Raw genomic sequence first — 19671 nt, forward strand, 5'->3', positions numbered from 1 at the left:
ACCCCTGATGTCTTGTCAAGAGGTCACAAACGAAAGAAACCTGGGGCACACCCCTGAAAGCAAGTAGGCTTAGACCCTATGGATATGAGAGTTGCGGCATACGCGGTTATTGAGAGGCAGGGACAGATCCTGCTGACTCACTGGCGCCGCGGCCGCATGAGTGGATGGACCTTGCCGGGCGGCGGCATAGAGTCTGGTGAGTCGCCAGAGGCCGCTGCGAAGCGTGAAGTGAAAGAAGAGACCGGGCTTGATGCCAAGATCGGCAAGCTTATTGGCGTCGATTCACGAGTGTTCAGCCGAGAGGACGTTCCCGAGGGCACCGACCCTGAATTACATACGATCAGGATCATCTATCGAGCCACCGTCAAAGATGGCCCGCTGGTCAACGAGGTTGACGGCTCAAGCGACGAGGCACGCTGGGTACCCCTCGCTGAAATTGCGGAGCTGCGAACGCTCTCGCTCGTGAACACGGCGCTGCGCATGGCGGGCCTACGCGGTTCATCGTCGAGGCGCTCTCGTGGCCGCCGGCGACGGCGTTCCCATTCGGGTCAGCCGCGCCAGCAGCAAGAGCGGTAATGCCGGTTTAGAAGTCGTCGGCTGAAACCCACATGTCGTCGTCTTCGCGGAAGGCCTGCCAGAGGGCGTAACCGACAGCGCTTGCTGCGGCAATGCCAACGCCGAGGGCAATGAGGCCACCCTTGCGCTTCTTCTTCACAGGCTCGATGAGCCCGCGCTGCTCTCCGAAGCCACGCAGCTGGCGTGAAGCCTCGGTCTGTTCCATGCGCTCGAGTGAGCGAACGGTGCCAGCGAGAGCCGCTGCGACAACGGGCGCTGCGGCAACGCGCACGCGATCCGCTGCGCGACGTGCGCAAGCGACGTTCTTCTGCACGAACGGGCGGGCCTGGTCGACGGCCGACTCTACTCGTGGCATGACGTGTTCGTTGCCAAGCTCCTTCGCCTGGCGGCTCGCTTCGCCGAGCACATGCCCAGCGTGACCGAGCACTTCGCGCTGGTGGTCAAGCAGAACCTCTGCCTGGTTACGAAGTTTCTTCAGTTCGCGCCTGCGTTTGCGAGACAGTTGCATCTTGGCCTCCGAATGTTGGTTGCTGTGCTTCAACGGTACACCGAGTGCCCTGGAATTTACTAGCAAATGGCAAGTTTGTGCCCGGTAGACTGGGCAACATGACCATTCCATCGGCAACAGCAACCATTCACACAAACCACGGTGACATCAACCTTGATCTCTTTGGCGATCAGGCTCCGAAGACCGTGAAGAACTTCATCGACCTCGCTGAAAAAGGGTTTTACGACAACCTCATTTTTCACCGCATCATCAAAGAGTTCATGATTCAGGGCGGCTGCCCCCAGGGCACCGGCACCGGTGGCCCCGGCTATACCTTCGACGATGAGATTCACCCCGAGCTCACCTTCGATCGCCCCTACCAGCTCGCAATGGCGAACGCTGGCAAGCGTCCCGACCTCACCGGTCGCCTCGCGGGCACGAACGGCTCACAGTTCTTCATCACCACGATCGCTCCATCATGGCTCAACGGCAACCACACCATCTTCGGTGAGGTCAACGACGACGAGTCGAAGAAGGTCGTTGACGCGATCGAGGGCGTTGCAACCGGCGCTATGGACCGCCCCGTTGAAGACGTCGTGATCACCTCGATCACCATCAAGCAGTAAGTTTCGTCATACTCCATGGGACACAACGTGCCGCAGTTCGGCGAGCGGGCGAGCTACGGCCCGTCTGACGTTTGCTACCGACATAAGAATCGGCCTACTTTTACGCTGTGCCAACGCTGCGGCAATAACATTTGCCCTGATTGCCAGGTGCAGTCGGCCGTCGGTGTGTTGTGCCCCTCGTGCGTGAAGGAGACCTCGCCAGGCGTATCTCGGCGCAGCAAACCTTCACGCACGAAAATCGGTCGGGCATTTACCGACCCCCAAATCCCGGCCGTCACGTACACGATCATGATCCTGTGCGGGCTGGTGTTTCTCGCGCAGCTCACGAGCGATAGCGTCACGAACGCGCTCTGGTACCGGCCCGCGTATTCGACGCCGATGTACTTTGAGCCGTGGCGCATGTTGACGGTCATGTTCACCCACTCAACGAGCAGCTATTACCACCTGCTCGGCAACATGTTTACCCTGTGGATCTTCGGCCGAGAGCTCGAACGCGCGGTCGGCAAGCTCAATTACATCCTGCTCTACGCGATGGCTGGCTGGGGCGGATCGCTGGCCGTTCAACTGTGGGTCTATGTCAACCCAGAAACCATTTTGACGCCTACCGTGGGCGCCTCCGGTGCGATCTTCGGTGTGATGGGTGCGATGTTTGTCGGGCTGCGCTCGGTGAACGTGAACGTGACCTCGCTTGGCGTGCTGCTCGCGATCAACTTTGCGATCGGCCTGCAGCCAGGGTCACAGATCTCGTGGCAGGCTCACCTTGGCGGCATGCTCGTCGGTGCAGCGGTCATGGGCGTGCTCGTGAACTTCAAGGGCCCGAGGCAGCGCACGAAGCGCATCAGCTTGCTCGTTGGTCTTGCGGTGTTGCTGGTCGCGCTGTCAGCGTCGTATTTCGTGGTACTCCCGTTACCTGTTGCGTGATCTTGCATACATCTGCGTGATGTGCGAGTTCGGCAACGAGTGACGGGAACTTATTCACAGTTCTATGCACAGCTGGTGATAATTACACCGTTGTAATTCACACCTGTGCATAAGTAGGCGGTGGTTATTAACGCCACCTGGTGGTCATCAGGAACCCGATGAGAATGAGCCCAAAGCCGACGAAGATGTTGTTCTGTCCCAGCTGAGGAATGGGCAGCGCAAGCGTTGCCGCGGTGACGTAGTACAGAACGATCCACACCAGGCCAACGATCATGAAGCCGAACATGACCGGCTTAAACCATGCCGGGTTCGGTGCGGGCTCTCCCGAGGGGGTCTCGCGGTTCTGTGAGGTCACTTCAGCCTGTTGTTTCTTGCTGAGATCTTTTGACTTTGCCATAACCCACATCTTACTTGAGGTTTCACGACGCTGGGCTGAATAGAATGAAGCCATGGCACGAAACGACACACCGAGGCGCAAACGCAAGCGTTTGCGGGTGAGCACAGTCATAGGCGAGACCTTCATTGTGCTCGGTCTCGCCATGCTCGGATACATCGTCTGGCAGCCCTGGTACACCACCGTTGTGGTTCAGGGAGAGCAACGTGAGCTCGCATCGGGCCTCGTTTCACAGTGGGAGAAGCCAGAGGCCGAACCCGAGCCCGGTGTCGTACCCATCGTTGCGAAGCCCACCGAGGGCGATTACTTCGCGGTCGTCTACATTCCGGCGTTCGCGACCGACTTCAAGAACACCCTCAGCGAGGGCACCGATGCTCACCAGGTGTTGAACCTCGACGAGAAGGGCATTGGGCGCTACTCGAAATCGAGCGAGCTCGGCGAGCTCGGTAATACGGCGTTCGCTGCACACCGCTCGGGTGCCTACACCGCTCCCTTCCGCGAGGTTGATGCTCTGCGCGTTGGTGATCCGATCTTTATTCAAACGCCCGAGGGCTGGTACACCTACCGGTACCGTTCGTCAGAGTATGTCTGGCCCAACGAGACCGATGTTCTCGCTCCCTTCCCCCGCATTGAGGGCAGGGTCGCCGAACAGCGCATTCTGACGATGACCTCGTGCCACCCGAAGAACCTCGGCATCTCAGAGCGAGTGATTACGTATTCGGTGTTCGAATCGTTTAGCCCCACCTCAGAGGGGATCCCGAAGGAGCTTCTCGCCCTGAACCCCGCACTTGCCGAAACCGGAGAGGCTGCTCAGTAATGTTTTCGATCGTATGGCGCTTTTTTCCTGGACCAGCATGGTTTCGTGTGCTCGTGCTCGTCGCACTCCTGGCAGCGGTCGTTTACGCGCTCATGATGTTCGTCTACCCGTGGGTCAACACGGTGATTCCCGAGCCAGAATCAACGCTCGACGACGCGGCGGCGCTTCACCAGGGGCTCAGCCCCTTTGCCGGCTTGTGACGGTACCGTTCACGGGTTCGCTTGAACCGGCTGGAACCAGCTGGAATCTGCGCGACCCGCTGAACCTCCCGGGCTCGTGGAAGCTACTGCTTAACCGCTGCAGTAGAAGAGGGTCACCGTCGAGCGCTGCTCAACCTGCCCCACAACCGACTGGTTAATGACCGGAAGGTCGTTGATCTGACCGCACGAGCCGTCGCCCTGCTGTTCAATGTTCACGCCGGTCGGATCGAGCATCTCCTGTGCGGTGGGCATCGCCATGCCCTTCACATCGGGAATCGTGACCTTGCCGTTTGAAACGGTGAGGTCGACCGCGCTTCCGGTGAGCACGAGCTCGCCCTCAGCGGGGCTCGAGCTGATCACTGAGCCGCCAGGAATGCTGGGGTCGTCGAGCTCGTTCGTGAGGCCGACCGTGAGACCGAGGTCATTGAGCTTCGCTGTGGCGTCTTCGATCGACTTGCCCGAGAGATCGGGCAGCGTCGCCATGAACGGCCCTGATGAGACGTACACCTTGACGGTGGTGCCCACCTCGACGACCTCGCCGGCTGCCGGGTACGTCTTAAAGACTGACTCGGCTGCGATATCGTCGTTCGGTTCGCTCACGGGAACGGCCACGAGGTCGAGGTCTTCGAGCGTTTGCATCGCGACCTTCTCGGTGGTGCCCTCGAGATCGGGAATCTCGCGCGCCGAGTTGATCAGCGTATTCGGGGGCACAAGCTGCGTGAGCCAAAAGATGACGGCCACAACGACGGCAACGACGGTGAGGATCGCGGCCCAGGTCCACATGACCGGCGGCCTCGGCTGGCTCTTTGGTGAGCTCGATGACTCGGTGAGCTGGCGAAGCGCGAGCTCTGACTCAGAGATCTCGTCGCCGCCTGAAAAGAGAATGGGCCCAGAGTCGGTCGTGAGCGCGAGCTCGGGCATCTTGCCATCGGCCGCGAGTCTCAGGGCCTCGCGGAACTCAGCGGCGCTCTGAAAGCGTTTGGCGCGGTCTTTGGCGAGGGCGTGCATGACGACCCGATCGAACTCGGGGGTGATCGCCGGGTTGCGCGTGCTCGGAAGCTCTGGGCGCTCACTGACGTGCTGGTACGCGACCGCAACGGCTGAGTCGCCGCGAAAGGGTACGTCGCCAACGAGCAGTTCGTAGAGCACGACGCCAGCTGAATACAGGTCGGTTCGTGCGTCGACCGATTCACCCTTCGCCTGCTCTGGCGAGAAGTATGCGGCGGTGCCGAGAATGGCGGTGGTCTGCTGCAGCGTCGACGACGTCTCAGAGACGGCCCTGGCAATGCCAAAGTCCATGACCTTCACATGGCCGGTGTCGGTCACCATGATGTTTGCGAGCTTGATGTCGCGGTGCACGATGCCTGCACGGTGCGAATACTCGAGCGCGGTGAGTACCGCATCGAGAACGCGCGTGATCTCAGAGGTCGAGAGAGGCTTTTCTTGGACGATCTCGCGAAGGTTCTTGCCCTTCACGTACTCCATGACGATGAACGGGAGGCGCTGCACCTCGGTTCCGAGGTTAATGAGCTCGTCGCCGGCGTCGAAGACCCGCACGATCGAGGGGTGCGCCATGCGCGAGGCAGCCCTGGCTTCCTGACGAAAACGGTCGCGAAACTCATCGTCCTGAGCGAGCTGCGCCTTCATGATCTTGATGGCGACGGGTCGCCCAAGCTTGGTGTCAACGCCACGGTATACCGTCGACATGCCACCCTGGCCGATGAACTCGCCAACCTCGTATCGTCCCGCGAGTAAACGCCGGCCAGATGCCTCAGTCACGGCGATCTCCTCTCGTTTCGATACATCTGATAATTCTAGCGATAGCAAGCTCTAGAGTCGGTGTGGTTACCCCGATACTTGGCCCGTGTTGCCGAGTTGTTATCGGGTTATTCGGTATCGCCGTCGGTATCGGTGTTCTCGTCAGGCTTTTCTGGCTTTGGCGGATCAACCGGGTCGGGTTTCGGGGCTTCCTTAATAACCACGCTGGTCACCGGCGAGGTGACGATGCGGGGGTCGACACCCTCGCGCTTACAGGTCACGGTGTAGCTGAGGCTGAGTGTGCCAGCTTTGTCGGCACGAACCTGCGCCGATCCGCCGTCGACGGCACCGATGAGCATTGCCATGCCGTTGTTCGGCTCGAGATTGAGCTGGAAGTTTTCGGCGAGGCCTGAGGGGCACGAGCCCGCACTGATGCCCTGCACCGTGAACGTTTCGCCGACGGTGACCTCTGAGGGAGCCGAAGGGCCGTTGGTTGGCGCGGTCGCGTCACCGTAGGCGACGTTGTAGGTGAGCGTGATCGTCTGCGTGAGCTTGACCTTCTCGCCGGTCGGGGTGACGTTCGTCACCTGACCAACTACCGCGTCGGGGCTTGGGCCGCCGGGCTGCTTGTGAATGCGCGTGAAGCCGAGGCCCTCGAGGTAGGCGTACGCCTCGTCGACGTTCATGCCCTCGATTTCACTGGCTGAGATCGTCGCGCTGGCCTCTTCTTCGGGCTCTTCCTTTTCTTTGGGCTTCTCTTTTTTCGGCTTCTCTTCTTTTTCAACGCTGGTCTGGTTCGCTGACCAGATCGCGTATGCCGTGCCGCCGCCGACGATGAGCAGAATCGCGACGAGGGCAATGATGGGCCACTTCCACGGATTCTTTTTCTTCTCTTCGAGCTCTTCTTCGGCCTCTTCTTCAGAGACTTCGCCCTCGGGCATGACCTGCGTCGGGTCGAGCACGGTGGTCTGGCCGAGAACCTGGGTTGTCGGATCCATCGCGGTCGTCGCCGGCAGCAGCGTCGTCGAAGCGTCTTCGGTGGGCTTCAGGCCGAGAACGGCGGGAACGTAGCCCGCAGCGGCCTGAACGTCGCCCTTGTGCAGTGCTGCTGCCGCGAGAGCGAGCTTACCTGCCGTCTCGGGGCGCAGATCTGGGTCTTTCTCGAGGCACGAGAACACGAGGTTGCGCACTGGCTCGGCGATCTCTTCCGAGAGCGCCGGTGGCTTGTCGTTGATCTGCGCCATCGCGATCGCGACCTGCGAGTCGCCGGTGAAGGGACGCTTCCCGTTCAGGCACTCGTAGGCGACGATACCGAGCGAGTACACGTCGGTCTTGGCGGTTGCGTTGTGGCCGCTCGCCTGCTCGGGTGCGAGGTACTGCACGGTGCCCATGACCTGGCCGGTCGCGGTGAGCGGCACCTGGTCGGCAATACGAGCGATGCCAAAGTCGGTGATCTTCACTCGCCCGTCGGGGGTGATGAGCAGGTTGCCCGGCTTGATGTCGCGGTGCACGAGGCCAGCGTCGTGCGCGGCCTGCAGTGCCATCGCGGTTTGAGCAACGATGCCGAGCACGCGGTTGGGTGGCAGTTTGCCCTCGCGCTCGATGATCGTTGAGAGCGGCTCGCCGGGAACGAGCTCCATGACAATGTATGCCGAGCCCTGTTCTTCGCCGTAGTCGTACACGTTGGCGATGCCCTCGTGGTTGACGAGTGCGGCGTGCCTTGCCTCGGCGCGAAAGCGCTCGAGGAAGCCGGGGTCGCCCATATACTCGTCTTTAAGAATCTTGATCGCGACCGTGCGCCCAATGACGCTATCAGTCGCCTTCCAAACCTCGCCCATGCCGCCAATCGCGACCCGTGAGCTCAGCTCGTAGCGACCACCGAATGTGACTCCTGCAGTTGGTCTCATTGGCTTAACACCGCTTCCATGACTTGTTTTCCGATATTCGTGGGAATCTCGTACGAGGTTCCCTGAAAATTGTGGGCTTCTCCGCCGCCGTTGGCGATGACAACCGCCACGGCAACCTCGGGGTTTTCAGACGGAGCGAAGCCGGTAAACCACAGCGTATAGGGCAGGTCATTCCCCGCCGCGTCCGTTCCGTTCTGCGCGGTGCCGGTCTTTCCCGCCACCGTCGTTCCCTCGATGCGCGCCTTGTATGCGGCGCCGTCGGTCTCGTTGACACCCGCGACCATCATCGCGGTGAGTTGCGATGCCGTCTTCGCCGAGATGGGGTTCGCGAACTCTGCCTCGGTAAACGATTTCTCGACCGAGAAGTTCGGCGCGAGCACCTGGTTCACCAGCTGTGGTTGCATGACCACGCCGCCGTTCGCGATGCCCGCCGAGACCATCGCCATCTGCATCGGGGTCGCGCGCACATCGAGCTGGCCGATCGAGCTGATGGCTGCCTCTGCGTCGGTCTCTGGAACGGGTGCCTGGCTCGGCGTGACCGTGAGCGGAATCGAGAGTTCCTGGCCGAAGCCGAAGGCCGCGGCCATCTTGGGAATCTCGTCGCGATCCATCTTGCCCGCGAGCTCACCCATGGGGACGTTGCACGAGAACTTCACCGCGTCGGCGAGCGTGACCTTGTCGCCGCTGCCGCACAGGCCGAGGCCGTAGTTGTGCATCTCGTTGCTCGAACCGGGCAGCTTGAAGGCCTGTTCGTTCTTGAACTCGGTCGATGGCTCTGCGGCACCCGACTCGAGGGCAGCGGCCGTCGTGAGCAACTTGTACGTTGACCCCGGGTGAAAGAGATCGCCGCCAATCGCGCGGTTCATGAGCGGCTTGCTCGGGTCGTCTTGCAACGCCTTGTAGTTATCGATGATCTCGAGGTCGTTGTTCGATGACATGAGGTTCGGGTCAAACGAGGGTGTCGAAACCATCGCGAGAATCTTGCCGTTCGTCGGGTTGAGAGCCACGACCGATCCCTCGTAGCCCTGCAGCGCATCCCAGGCCGCCTGCTGCACGGCAGGGTCGATCGTGAGCTCAACGGCGCTCCCCTGCGGCTTTTCGCCGGTGATGATCCGCATGACTCGGGTAAAGAACTGCGTGTTTCCAAGGCCAGACAGCTCGCTGTTCATCGCGGCCTCGATGCCGGTGATGCCCTGGTAATGCGAGAAGTATCCCGTGATGGGTGCGTAGAGCGGCCCGTTCTCGTACACGCGCTGAAACTGGTAGGCGTCAGAGGTCGGGATCGACGAGGCGATCGACGAGCCGTCGACGAGAATCTCGCCGCGCTCAACCGAGAACGCGTTGTAGGTCGTGCGCTTGTTGAGCGGGTTCGCCCTGAGCTCTTCGGCCTGCACGACCTGAATGATCGTGATGGCTCCGAAGAGCACAATAAACATCGCGAAGATTGATCGCGTGATGAACTTCAGTTGCTTATTCATGCGCGAATCACCAGCTTCGGTCGGTTGCGCACGGCATTCGACAGGCGCAAAAGAAGGGCCACGATGATCCAGTTCGAGACAAGCGACGAACCACCCGCCGCGAGGAACGGCGCCGTGAGGCCCGTGAGCGGAATCACGCGGGTGATACCACCGAGCACGATGAACACCTGGAAGGCGATCGAGAACGAGAGGCCCATCGCGAGCAGCTTGCCAAAGTCGTCCTGCCCCGCGAAGCTCACGCGCAGGCCACGGCCGACGAAGATGAGGTACACGAGCAGAATCATGAAGAGACCGACGAGGCCGAGCTCTTCACCGAGGCTCGCGAAGATGTAGTCACTCTGCGCGTACGGGGTGATCTCGGGGAAACCGCCGCCGAGGCCCGTGCCGAGCATGCCACCGTTCGCGAGCCCGAAGAGCCCCTGAATCATCTGATATCCGCTGTTTTGCGGATCAGCCCAGGGGTTAAACCAGTTTTGAAACCTCGTGCTGACGTGGCTGAACACCTGGCTCGCGATGATGCCGCCGATGAGGAAGAGGCTGATGCCGAGCACGAGCCAGCCCTTGCGCGCGGTGGCGACGTAGAGGGTCGAGAGGAACAGCCCGAAGTAGAGCAGCGAGGTACCGAGGTCGCGCTGGAAGATGAGCACGATCATCGAGGTGAACCAGATGACGAGCAGCGGCCCAAGGTCGCGGCCACGCGGGAAGACGATGCCAAGGAATTTCTTACCGGCCATCGCGAGCGCATCTCGGTTCGAGATGAGGTACCCGGCAAAGAAGATTGCGAGCAGAATCTTCGCGATCTCGCCCGGCTGGAACGACATCGAATCGCCGATCCTGATCCACACCTTCGCACCGTTAATTTCTGAACCGATGCCGGGAACCATGGGCAGAATGAGCAGGACGAGCGCGCCGAGGCCCGAAAGGTATGTGAACCGGTACAACGTGAGGTGGTTGCGCACGATGATGAGCACGACGGCGGCGATGGCGATCGCGACGGCGAGCCAGATGAGTTGGCGCACCGAGTCGGCGCCCCACCCTGACTTGTCGTTCGCGAGGTCGAGGCGGTAAATCTCGATCACGCCGATGCTACTGAGGAAGGCCGCGATGGGCACGAACAGCGGGTCGGCATCTGAGGCAACGAGCCGTACAACAATGTGCAGGCCAAAGAGCGCCGCGACGTAGATGAGGCCGGGCACGAGCATGGTGGTCGACAGCTCGCCGCGCACGGTGAGGTCGACGATGATGATTCCGGCGACGCCGATCGCGACCGCGAAGAGCAGCAGCATGAGCTCCATGGCCCGCAATTTGCCGGGCGCGCGCAGAGCCACGATGCGGTCGAGCACCGTGTCACTCGTGATCGCTTCCTGGAAGGTGGGCGATGCGGGCTTACTCTCTTGGCTCATCGCTCAAATCACCCCCTTCGCCGTCGCTCAAGCGAACGACGATGTTGCGTGCCTCTTCAAGCGAGCCGGCGGTGATGGTGCGCTCGACCTGCGAACGCTCGTAGCCGGTGAGCTCTTCGAGTGGAATCTGCGTGTCTTCAGCCTCAGAGTTGAGGCTCAGCGACCCGATTTGCGGGCGCACGCCCTGGTAAATGATGACGGTATCGCCGTCGGTGCCGACGAAGTACTGCGTCTGGGTCCACTGGTAGCCCACAAACACGAGGCCGGCGAGCGAACCGATCGACAGCACGAGCGTCGCGAGCATGAGCAGCCTGCGCTTGCGCGTTTGGCGCTTGGTTTCGGCAATGAGCTCGGCAAGGTATTCGTCGACGCGCGGCTCGAAGTGCGACTCTTCGACCGGCTGCAGCTTGCGGGCGCGGCGAGACTGGCCTGAGAACTTCGAGAAGCGTCGAATCGGGCTCGTATCGACCGATACGCCCTCTCCGCCTTCTTTCGCGGCGGATCCAGCAAAGCGTGGCCCGGGGTCTTCAGCCGGGGCAGGGTCGACCGTTTCGACGAGCACGACCGTCACGTTGTCGGGTGCGCCGTTGCCGAGCGTCACGTCGACGAGTTGCGCGACGGCTTCGTCGAGCGAGGAGCGCTGGGAGAGAATCTGCGCGATGATGTCGTCTTCGACGTAGCCGCAGAGGCCGTCAGAGCACAAAAGCCAGACGTCGCCCGGCCTCGTGTTGAGCACCGCGGTGTCGATTTCTGGCGCCGAGTCGACGTCGCCGAGCACGCGCATGAGCACTGAACGTCGGGGGTGGGTCGCTGCCTCTTCTTCGGTGATGCGGCCGCTGTCAACGAGGCGCTGCACGAAGGTGTGGTCTTTCGACTGCTGCGTGAGCACGCCGTCGCGGTATAGGTAGAGGCGGCTGTCGCCGATGTGGGCTGTTGCGAGTTGGTCGCCGACGGTGAGGAAGCCGCAGAAGGTGGTGCCCATGCCCGCGAGTTCGGTGCGGGTGGTGACCGTGCGCGAGAGCATGCGGTTTGCCTCGAGCAGTCGCTGTTCGAGGGCTTTCGCCGCGTCTTCGGGGTCGTCAAAAAATTCGGTGTCAATCGAGGCAACGTCACGTGTGGTGAGTGCAGAGGCAACGTCGCCGCCAGCGTGGCCTCCCATACCGTCGGCGACCATGAACAACCGCGAACCGGCAAACCCCGAGTCCTGGTTGTTGCTACGGATCATGCCAACGTGAGAGGCGATCGCGCTCTCGAACCCAATTGTCACGGTTAGGGCCTCAGCTCAAAGGTTGTCGTGCCGATCGTGACCGGGGTGAAGGTTGGCAGCGGCATGGGCTGCGTGATGCGCTGGCCGCTGACCTTTGTGCCATTTGTCGAGTCGAGGTCGGTGATGCTCCACTGGTCGCCCGAACGCTGCAGTTTCGCGTGATACGTCGAGGTGTACTCATCGACGATGACGAGGGTTGAATCGGGTGAACGCCCAATGGTGACGTGGCCATCATCGAGGGGAATCGAGGTTCCCTCGGCAACGCCGGTCAAGATGACGAGCTGCTTTGCTGGGCCGCCGCTGCCACTCACCGGTGACGAGCCGGCCGAAGGCAGGGCACCGCCAGAGGGCGTGACCACGGGGGCCGTTCCCTGGTGCATCGGTGCGCCAGCGGGCTGCGGTGCCGGGGGTGACGAGACGGGGCTGCCGCCTGAAGCGACCGGGGTGTCTGACTTCTTGAGCCGACGCACCGGCGCGCCGAAGAGATCGCTCCTGAGAGCAAAAATAACCGAGAAGACAAAGAGCCACAGAATCAGCAAGAAACCGAGGCGCAGAACCATGAGCGTTAGCTCACTCATCTCACTCATAGGTCCCTCCAAAAGGTGTCGGCGTCGCTCACCGGGAGCTGTACGGTCTGGTTCGTATTGCTTCCAGCCTTACGGTGAAACTGTTGTTGACGTTGGGGCAGTAAGACAAACTTCATGTGCGTTTGCCCGACTGTAATGACCGTTTCGGGGGTAAGTTTTGCTTCTGCGAACCGCTGGCCGTTGACCTTCGAACCGTTCGTTGAACCGAGATCGCGTGCGATGGCTTCGCTGCCATTCCAATCGATCTCGAGGTGTTTGCGTGACGCGCCGTTATCGCTGATGCGCACGTCAACGTCGCTACCGCGGCCGATGACGTTGGTGCCCTGCTTGAGCTCGTGATTCGTACCGTCGATGTTGAGCGCTGCGCCCCAGCTAATGTGACCCTCGACGCTCTCTGGTTCGATCTCGAGCACGCCCGTGCGCAGGCGCTCATCGGGCGTGATCTGCACGTCGATCTGGCCGAGCGTGGTGTAGCCCTGCTTGCTCGCGTACTTCACGGCAACCTGACGCAGCTCGCGCTCGAGCGTCTCGCCAAGGCTTTGCAGCTTCTGATAGTCGCCCTGCGACACCTTCACGATAAAGCGGTTCGGCGTGATCACGCGGTCGCGGTCAACGATGACCGCGCCGATATCAAGCTGGCGTTTAATCGCGGCAGAGATCTCGACGGGCTGAACACCCGAGCGAAACGTGCGCGCAAAGGCTCCGTTCACGGCACGCTCGAGACCACGCTCGATTCCATCAAAGATTCCCACGTGGCCTCCCTTCATTCATGACACTCGTCTTCTCAAAGTACCGTCTATACCTGAAATGCTACCTGCGAACTGCTCGATTCAGCGCTTTTTCTCGCACTTCACCCGTTCAATCACGGTTTTTTCTCACACGATTTTGCTCGTACTCGTCGCTTGCTGGTAGGCTGAGCGGGTTGATTGTAAAGATGCGATCACAAATCACGCGCGAGTGGCGGAATTGGTAGACGCGCTGGCTTCAGGTGCCAGTGCCCGCAAGGGCGTGGGGGTTCAAGTCCCCCTTCGCGCACTCAATGAGCGATGTTGTAACCCGGGCCTGAAGAAACAGGTCTCGGGTTACAGCATCGCTCTCCTCGTCTGAGGACGAGCGTGCTTCGGCCCAGGTGAGGGCTTGCTGCTTCGTGTTCTCGTCGAGGATCGTGGCGAAGGGTGCGGCGGTGTCGGCGGTGAGGGTGCCGCCCTCGTTCAGGTAGATGCGGGTGAAGAAGGTCTGGTTCGCGAGGCGCTTGTTCTGCTCGTCGCAGCGCTCGTAGATCTTTGCGAAGTCGCGGGCGAGATCGAGAGCTCCGTCGATGAGGGCACGGGCTCCTTGGTAGTCGTTGTGGTGCTCGGCGATCTGCGCTTCGATCCCGTCAAGTTCGGCGCGGAGCCGGGTCTGGAACTTCTTCAGCTGGTCCAGGGACAGGGCGTCGGCGAGGTGGGCTTCGAGGAGCTTGTCCTGCTCGGCGAGGATCTGCTTACGCCGTTCGGTGAGGTCGCGGATGGATTGGTTCGTGCCTGCGGTGAGCTGGTCGAACTCGTGGGTGAGCATCCCCCGGAGCGCGTCGGTCATCGCTGGGGTGAGGGTGATGCGCCGGTAGTAGTCGGCGACGAGCTTCTCGACCCGGTCCACGGGTGCGTAGGGCATGTCGCAGGTGGTGCGCTTGTTGTTGCGGCCCAGGCAGATGAAGTACGGGTAGATGTTCCCGTGCCGGTTCTTCGCGTGGATGATCGTCATCCGCTGGCGACAGCGCCCGCAGTACAGGGTGCCTTTGAGGTAGTGGTCGTGCTTCTGGGTGCGGACCCCGGACTGGGCGTGGGCGCGGAGCACGGACTGCACCTGGTACCAGATCTCGGGCTCGACGAGGCGCTCGTGTGCACCGTCGTAACGGACGCCGCGGTAGACGACGTCGCCCTTGTAGTACGGGTTCTGCAGCATCCGGTGCACCGACGATAGCCCGAGCGGACGTGCGGGACGTTTCGGCGTCGGCACGCTGCGCAGACCCTTCTTGGTGAGTTCGGTGCGGAGCTGGGCGAGGCTGTAGTTCCCGGACGCGTACGCGGTGAATGCCCACTTGACGAGTCGTGCCCGATCGGGGTCTTGGGTGATGCCGCGCACTTCACGGCCGAGGTCGTCGCGGTGGAGGGTGTTGCGGTACCCGATCGGGGCGCGCATGGGGGTGCCGCCGGTGGAGGCTTTCTGGACGAGGCCTTTCATGACCTCGTTGGCGAGGTTCACGGAGTAGAACTCCGCGATCGAGGACATGATCCCGTGCAGCAGCATCCCCGATGGGGTCTCGTCGATGTTCTCCGTCGCCGATACCAGCAGCACGCCGGCCTCGCGGAGGGCGAGGTGGATCTCGACGTCGTCGGCACGGTTGCGGGCGAGCCGGTCGACTTTATGGACGATGCAGTACGCGACCTTGTGGGCCTTGACGTAGGCGATCATCTCCCGCAGCGCGGGACGGTCGGCTTTCTTCGCCGACTCCCCCGCGTCGACGAACTCCTTGACGATGCTCGCGCCGAGGGTGTCGGCTTTGGCGTGGTTCGCGCCCCGCTGCGCAGGGATCGAGAAGCCCTCGTCGTGTCCGCCTTTGGTGGCCTGCTCCTTGGTCGACACCCGCAGATAGGTCACTGCGGGAGCAAGCATCGTTTCCGCGGGCGGGGATGGTGGTGCGATCGTGTCAGTGGCGTACAGCATGGCGGCGGTTCCTCGGCTTTCTCCCCGCCGGTGCGTGTTCTGGGCGGGTGGTGATGTTACCTTCCTTCGGCAGTGAGATCCCGGTCCGTGCTGAGTTTCAGCACTTCCGGTCGTACGGTCACCGGCTCGTGCTCGGTGTCGCGGTTGGCGTGGGCTTCGGCGAGCGTGAACCGGACGAACAACTCCGTCAGCGCGGTCATGTTCGGACGCTCCCGGTGCACCACCCGGATCCCGTATGAGCGTTCCGCTTGCGGCACATACCCGGTCTTCCGCTCATACGGGCGACGCCTCCCCGCCATCACCGGGCCTGCTGTTCCTTGGCAATCACGTCACGGATCGTTGCGTCCTGCTCCTCACGGCGCGCGGCAACCTGCTCGGCGACGAATGCGAGGAAGTCGTCCGTCCGCGCCGCGACGGGTCGTTCCGTGGTGTCGGGCTCCGTCCAATCCTCAGCTTCCCCGCCGGGCCAGGCCGTGATGCGGGTGGGCCGGTCTCGGTCGAGGCGGGTGCCGGAGATCGTGGCCCAGTCCCGCAGCCGCTCCCGTGCAAGGCTGAAGTCGTGGTGCCAGGCGAGAGCCTGGTTGCCTTTCGCTTGGGGGTCGAAGCAGAACAGCCAGTGCTGGCGTAGCGCGGACAGCTCCCAGAGCAGTTCGGGGTGGCGATGCCACATCGGCGGGATCACCTGGGCGGGCAGGCCGTAGGTGTGGCGAAGCCAGTCCACCCACCCGTTCAACTCGAGAAGCTCGGCTTCGAGGTCTGCGGGTGGGAGGGTGCGCCAGTTGATCGGCCGCGCCACCGCGGTGAGCGACTTCGCCAAGTCCGCCTGGAACGTCTGCTTCGCGAACGCTCTCGCTTTCTCAGCGACGTCTGCGGGCAGCCCGGACAGGTCGATCCCGTCGAAGTCAGGCCCCTGAGCGGTCGGATCTGTATCGGGCAGGTCAGGTGGTGTGGGGTTGTCGGTGGTCATCAGGATGCTCCCGGAACAAGGGCGAGAAAGAAGAAGGAGAGCCGCGAAGGACGCGGCGAAGAGCAGGGGGCGGGCGCGGCGACCAGGTGGAGGTGGTGGGGAGGCTGGTCGCCGCACCCGCGGTTTATCGGGCGACCGCCTCGCGCTGCACTGCGCCGGTGCTCGCGGTCGCGGCGGGTGGCTCCGGGTCGAGCTGTGCTTCCCGCTGGGCGAGAGCCTGCTGCACCTGCTCCCGCAGCGGCGCCTCCTGCTGCGGGGCTTCTCGTTCGAGCGGGGCGCGGTCGACGGTGTAGCGGGTGAGGTTGTTGTCGTGTCCGATCCGGGACGCGACGAACTGCTCCCGTTCAGCGCCGTCACTGCCGGTGTAGGTGCGGGTCTCGCCTTCGGCAAGGAAGTTGTCGCCCTTACGGAACTGCTCATGGGCGAGTTCGGCAGACTTGCGGAACATCACCAGGTCGGTGAACTCCGGGTCGAGCTGGGTGAACGTGCCGTCCTGTTCGAACCGGGCCTGGGGCTGCCCGATACGCATGTAGACGCGGGCATCACCGTTGCTCGTGAACGTCAGCTCCGGGTCCGTAGCGACGAACCCGGAGAGGGACTGCTTGGTGCGGATGGTCATCAGCGAGTACTCCTATCGGTCTCACACCCGCAACTGCGGGGGCTACTGGACAGGTACGACCGCCACCCTGAAGTCGTGGCCCTGCTACCGGGCACCGCCCTGGAGGGCCTGCTCCACCTCACCCCGGTCAGCTCTCAGTTGCTTCGCGTCGGCGCGGGACGGCCAGGGGCGCAGGTTCGTGATGATGGGCCGGGCGGTGCGGAGCATTACCACGCCCGTGCCGAACGGGAGCGTGCGCAACACGTCTGGGGGGAGGATAGGGACGCGGCGGATCGAGCGCTGCGATGAGTGCGCCCCATACGCGTCGGTCGTCACGCTGTTGGTGGTTTCGTCGCGGTCGCCGATGAGGGTGGAGAGGTCTTGGAGGTCGCGGCTGTTGGAGGCTCCGCCGAGGATGATCTTGACGATGGAGGCGTCCCAGATCGCGTTCGCCTGGTTCTCGCTCCACTTCTCCCTGGCCTGTGCGAGGGACTGCAGGACGGGGAGTGGGGTGATGCCGGTGCCGCCGCCTTCCGCCATCAACGTCGGCAGCGACGGGAGCGGGGCGAGGTTCCCGATCTCATCCAACGCGAGGAGCAGGGGCGGGTCCATGCGGGCACCGGGTGACCGGGCGGCGATCTTCCTCGCCGTCTCAACCAGGTCCTCGATGAACGCCGCCACCAGCGCTGACGACGCCCCAGCCCCCGCACCCGTCGCCAGGAGGTAGAGAGTCCCGTTGCCGCGAAGGAAGACCTCGGGGTCGAACTCCTCACCCGGTCTTGGTGAGACGGCGTCGAGGACGCGGGGGTCGGCGAGGGCGGAGAACGCGAGGGACACGCCCTGCCAGATCGAATCCCTCGTCCGCGGGTCAGCCTGCACCATCGCATCCAGGCTGTCCGCCCACCCCTCCGCCGCCCCAGGATGCGAGGACAGCACCCGTACGGCGTCGGCGGCGAGGGTCGGGTTCAGCGCCCACTGATACAGGGTCTTCGCATCCCTCCCGTCGAGAGCGGCGGCATGCAGGAGCGCTTGGATCGCGGCGGTGGTCTTCCCTTCCCAGAACCCGGCGTCTTGGACACCGCCGAATCCGGTGGCGGTGGCGAGGCCTTTGGCGCGGATCATCGCCGTCAGCGGGTCCTGGCAGCCCCGCACCGGCGACCACCGCATCCCCGCAGACAACCCTGGGGCGAGCTGCTGGGGGTCGAACACCGCGACCTTCCCCTTCTTCGCCCGTGCTTTCAATGTCGCGGTGAGGTTGTCCGGGCGGGTGCTGGTGGTGATGACGGCGCCGGGGGCGTCGAGGATCGCGTTGATCACCACATGCAGACCCTTCCCCGACCGGGGAGGACCGATCAACAGGATCGAGTCCTCGACCGTCGCCCACACCTGCCCTCCCTTCCCCGTGCCGAGGAGATACCCGACGTCGCTCGGGGCTGGCGTCCCGGTGAGAGAGGGCCGCAACGTCGCGGCCTTCTTCACCAGGGCCTTCGGGGAGGCGACGCGGGCGACCTCGGCGGCGGTGGCGGTGCCTGCGAGCCGGTGCGGGTCCGTCTTCGACCGGGAACGGTGAACCGCCCGAACCACGAAGAATCCCGCTGTCCCGAGCACACTGAGGAACAGGGTGACGACTGCCCAGTAGGCGAACGGGTTCAGGCCTTCCGCGCCGAGCGCCGCACCCGGGTCTGCTGGGGTGGCAAGGACGGCGAGGCCGGTCGTGAACCCGCTGGCCGGTTCAGGGAGCCCGGTGAGGAACGCGGTCACGGAGCCTGCGACGCGCAGGATCCCGGTGAACACGGCGGCGGTGACGAGCAGGCCGAGGGTGATGTCGATGAAGAGGTCGTTGGCGGGTTTCGCCTGCGCAGGACCAGACACGGTGAACGCACCTTCCCGACCCCGCAGAAGGGAAAGAAGCGGGGTCAGGACAACAGGTACGACGACGAGAGGATGAGCCGGCGGTCAGTCGATGCGCTGCACCGAGGTGGTGCTGGAGATCCGCCCCAGCAGGATCACCTCACCGGTGATGACGGGGTTCTCTCCACGTTCGATCAGGGCGCGTGCCGTCCCGGTGGGGCCAGCGGAGCTGTGGCGCAGGATGAGCGCGACGGCGACGTCTTCACCGGGCACGAACCCGCTCGCGGTGAACTCCAGAAGGTTCGGCAGCGTCACCAGTGCGGGTGCGTCGTCTTCCGGTGAAGCGAACGGCGACCGCGGCACAGGATCGGGCGGGGTGAGGATGTCCGCATGGATGCTGCCGTCCAGTTCTCGCACCTCCACCCGGGTTGGTGATCCGAAGCGCCCGACGAGCTCCGTCACCGTGGCCGTGATCTCGCCTCGGCGGATCGGGGTAGTGGCAAGGCGGTTACCGTTCACGGTCACGACGAGAGTGTCCGCGTTCACGGCTTCGAGGAGAATCTGCGGCAGCACCGCAGGCACCACCACCCCCTGCTTCGGGGTTCCGGAGGGTTGCTGGGTGCGCGTGCGTCGGTGGCGTCGAAGGGTCATGTCAGGAAGGTGCGACCCGGCTCCGAACGCCCCGCCCCGTCATCGCTGATGGGGTCAGCGGTGAGGGCTTCTTCCCGGGCGATGAGCTCGCCCAGTGCGTCCGCCCACCCACCGGTGATGTGCAGCAGCGTCTCGTAGTCAGCGGAGGCAACTTCACCCTCGGCGAGCGTCACCCACGTCCAGCTCCCATCCGGTTGCGGAAGCCGAGCCTCGGATGCCCACGTCCAGGACACCGGGACCCGGTCCTCGTCAGCCCAGTCGACTCCGGGCGGGTACTTTTCCTCGATCGCGAACCGTGGCGAGGACCCGTGTAGGGGATGCAGCACGAAATGCCCGGCTCCGAACGTCTCCGGATCCTCATACAGCAGGATCAACCGGCCCTGGGAGTGCTGCTCGATCCGCTGCAACCCGTCATCAAGCGCCATCATGGTCCGCACCAGATCCTCCTCCGATGCCCCGCCCGAATCACCCGGATCC

The 19671-nt window shown here is 63.1% G+C and carries 20 protein-coding genes, 1 tRNA gene and 1 pseudogene; 6 read left to right on the forward strand and 16 right to left on the reverse strand.

Annotated features, from left to right (window positions below; translation table 11 throughout):
* Positions 1 to 78: 78 nt before the first annotated feature.
* Complete coding sequence (locus tag JSO19_RS06715; RefSeq protein WP_270910592.1) at positions 79 to 576, forward strand: NUDIX hydrolase; 498 nt, start codon at positions 79 to 81, stop codon at positions 574 to 576.
* A 7-nt stretch (positions 577 to 583) separates the two neighbouring features.
* Here JSO19_RS06715 and JSO19_RS06720 read toward each other — a convergent pair whose 3' ends face one another.
* Positions 584 to 1084, reverse strand: a complete 501-nt coding sequence (locus tag JSO19_RS06720) for a DNA/RNA helicase (protein ID WP_270910593.1) — start codon at positions 1082 to 1084, stop codon at positions 584 to 586.
* Between the two features lie 98 nt (positions 1085 to 1182).
* Here JSO19_RS06720 and JSO19_RS06725 point away from each other — a divergent pair, with 98 nt between their 5' ends.
* Positions 1183 to 1689: a peptidylprolyl isomerase gene (locus tag JSO19_RS06725; RefSeq protein WP_217133195.1), complete on the forward strand. Its 507-nt coding sequence runs from the start codon at positions 1183 to 1185 to the stop codon at positions 1687 to 1689.
* A 183-nt stretch (positions 1690 to 1872) separates the two neighbouring features.
* Positions 1873 to 2610, forward strand: coding sequence for a rhomboid family intramembrane serine protease (locus tag JSO19_RS06730; protein WP_270910594.1), 738 nt, complete (start codon positions 1873 to 1875; stop codon positions 2608 to 2610).
* Positions 2611 to 2737: 127 nt separating this feature from the next.
* Here the strand turns inward: JSO19_RS06730 and JSO19_RS06735 are convergent, their stop codons facing one another.
* Positions 2738 to 3007, reverse strand: coding sequence for a cell division protein CrgA (locus tag JSO19_RS06735; protein WP_270910595.1), 270 nt, complete (start codon positions 3005 to 3007; stop codon positions 2738 to 2740).
* 52 nt (positions 3008 to 3059) lie between these two features.
* Between JSO19_RS06735 and JSO19_RS06740 the strand changes: the two genes are divergently transcribed.
* Complete coding sequence (locus JSO19_RS06740) at positions 3060 to 3821, forward strand: class E sortase (protein ID WP_270910596.1); 762 nt, start codon at positions 3060 to 3062, stop codon at positions 3819 to 3821.
* Positions 3821 to 4021 (forward strand): hypothetical protein, encoded by a 201-nt coding sequence (locus JSO19_RS06745; RefSeq protein ID WP_270910597.1) that lies wholly within the window; start codon positions 3821 to 3823, stop codon positions 4019 to 4021. The genes JSO19_RS06740 and JSO19_RS06745 overlap by 1 nt, the downstream gene beginning before the upstream one ends.
* Positions 4022 to 4111: 90 nt before the next feature.
* On the opposite strand, the gene pknB is transcribed toward JSO19_RS06745, so the two are convergent.
* From pknB to JSO19_RS06780, 7 genes are all read right to left on the reverse strand, one after another.
* Positions 4112 to 5800 carry a Stk1 family PASTA domain-containing Ser/Thr kinase gene (gene pknB / locus JSO19_RS06750; RefSeq protein ID WP_270910598.1) on the reverse strand — a complete coding sequence of 563 codons (1689 nt, stop codon included), beginning with the start codon at positions 5798 to 5800 and terminating at the stop codon, positions 4112 to 4114.
* A gap of 107 nt (positions 5801 to 5907) precedes the next feature.
* Positions 5908 to 7686 (reverse strand): protein kinase domain-containing protein, encoded by a 1779-nt coding sequence (locus JSO19_RS06755; RefSeq protein WP_270910599.1) that lies wholly within the window; start codon positions 7684 to 7686, stop codon positions 5908 to 5910.
* Positions 7683 to 9164 (reverse strand): peptidoglycan D,D-transpeptidase FtsI family protein, encoded by a 1482-nt coding sequence (locus tag JSO19_RS06760; protein ID WP_270910600.1) that lies wholly within the window; start codon positions 9162 to 9164, stop codon positions 7683 to 7685. The genes JSO19_RS06755 and JSO19_RS06760 overlap by 4 nt, the downstream gene beginning before the upstream one ends.
* The gene (locus tag JSO19_RS06765) at positions 9161 to 10567 is read right to left on the reverse strand and encodes an FtsW/RodA/SpoVE family cell cycle protein (protein ID WP_270910601.1); all 1407 of its coding nucleotides are present in this window, start codon (positions 10565 to 10567) and stop codon (positions 9161 to 9163) included. The genes JSO19_RS06760 and JSO19_RS06765 overlap by 4 nt, the downstream gene beginning before the upstream one ends.
* Positions 10551 to 11834 carry a PP2C family protein-serine/threonine phosphatase gene (locus tag JSO19_RS06770; protein ID WP_270910602.1) on the reverse strand — a complete coding sequence of 428 codons (1284 nt, stop codon included), beginning with the start codon at positions 11832 to 11834 and terminating at the stop codon, positions 10551 to 10553. Before JSO19_RS06770 ends, JSO19_RS06765 begins: the two co-directional genes overlap by 17 nt.
* Before the next feature lie 2 nt (positions 11835 to 11836).
* The gene (locus JSO19_RS06775; protein ID WP_333735069.1) at positions 11837 to 12421 is read right to left on the reverse strand and encodes an FHA domain-containing protein FhaB/FipA; all 585 of its coding nucleotides are present in this window, start codon (positions 12419 to 12421) and stop codon (positions 11837 to 11839) included.
* Positions 12418 to 13173 carry an FhaA domain-containing protein gene (locus tag JSO19_RS06780; RefSeq protein WP_270910603.1) on the reverse strand — a complete coding sequence of 252 codons (756 nt, stop codon included), beginning with the start codon at positions 13171 to 13173 and terminating at the stop codon, positions 12418 to 12420. The genes JSO19_RS06775 and JSO19_RS06780 overlap by 4 nt, the downstream gene beginning before the upstream one ends.
* 199 nt (positions 13174 to 13372) lie before the next feature.
* Here JSO19_RS06780 and JSO19_RS06785 point away from each other — a divergent pair.
* Positions 13373 to 13456 (forward strand) — tRNA-Leu (locus tag JSO19_RS06785).
* 624 nt (positions 13457 to 14080) lie between these two features.
* Here JSO19_RS06785 and JSO19_RS06790 read toward each other — a convergent pair.
* The 7 genes and pseudogenes from JSO19_RS06790 to JSO19_RS06820 form a co-directional block, all read right to left on the reverse strand.
* A pseudogene (locus tag JSO19_RS06790) lies at positions 14081 to 15127 on the reverse strand (recombinase family protein); the annotation flags it as partial.
* A gap of 56 nt (positions 15128 to 15183) precedes the next feature.
* Complete coding sequence (locus tag JSO19_RS06795; RefSeq protein ID WP_170934101.1) at positions 15184 to 15327, reverse strand: hypothetical protein; 144 nt, start codon at positions 15325 to 15327, stop codon at positions 15184 to 15186.
* A gap of 98 nt (positions 15328 to 15425) precedes the next feature.
* On the reverse strand, positions 15426 to 16094 hold the full coding sequence (locus JSO19_RS06800) for a hypothetical protein (protein ID WP_270910605.1): 669 nt from the start codon (positions 16092 to 16094) through the stop codon (positions 15426 to 15428).
* A 124-nt stretch (positions 16095 to 16218) separates the two neighbouring features.
* Positions 16219 to 16713 (reverse strand): single-stranded DNA-binding protein, encoded by a 495-nt coding sequence (locus JSO19_RS06805; RefSeq protein WP_270910607.1) that lies wholly within the window; start codon positions 16711 to 16713, stop codon positions 16219 to 16221.
* Between the two features lie 84 nt (positions 16714 to 16797).
* Positions 16798 to 18564, reverse strand: a complete 1767-nt coding sequence (locus JSO19_RS06810; RefSeq protein WP_087054575.1) for a type IV secretory system conjugative DNA transfer family protein — start codon at positions 18562 to 18564, stop codon at positions 16798 to 16800.
* Between the two features lie 84 nt (positions 18565 to 18648).
* The gene (locus JSO19_RS06815; RefSeq protein ID WP_140403513.1) at positions 18649 to 19194 is read right to left on the reverse strand and encodes a hypothetical protein; all 546 of its coding nucleotides are present in this window, start codon (positions 19192 to 19194) and stop codon (positions 18649 to 18651) included.
* Positions 19191 to 19631, reverse strand: a complete 441-nt coding sequence (locus tag JSO19_RS06820) for a hypothetical protein (RefSeq protein WP_270910610.1) — start codon at positions 19629 to 19631, stop codon at positions 19191 to 19193. Before JSO19_RS06820 ends, JSO19_RS06815 begins: the two co-directional genes overlap by 4 nt.
* Positions 19632 to 19671: the final 40 nt, after the last annotated feature.

Source organism: Leucobacter sp. UCMA 4100 (genome assembly GCF_027853335.1).
In the GTDB taxonomy this organism is placed as follows: Bacteria; Actinomycetota; Actinomycetes; order Actinomycetales; family Microbacteriaceae; genus Leucobacter_A.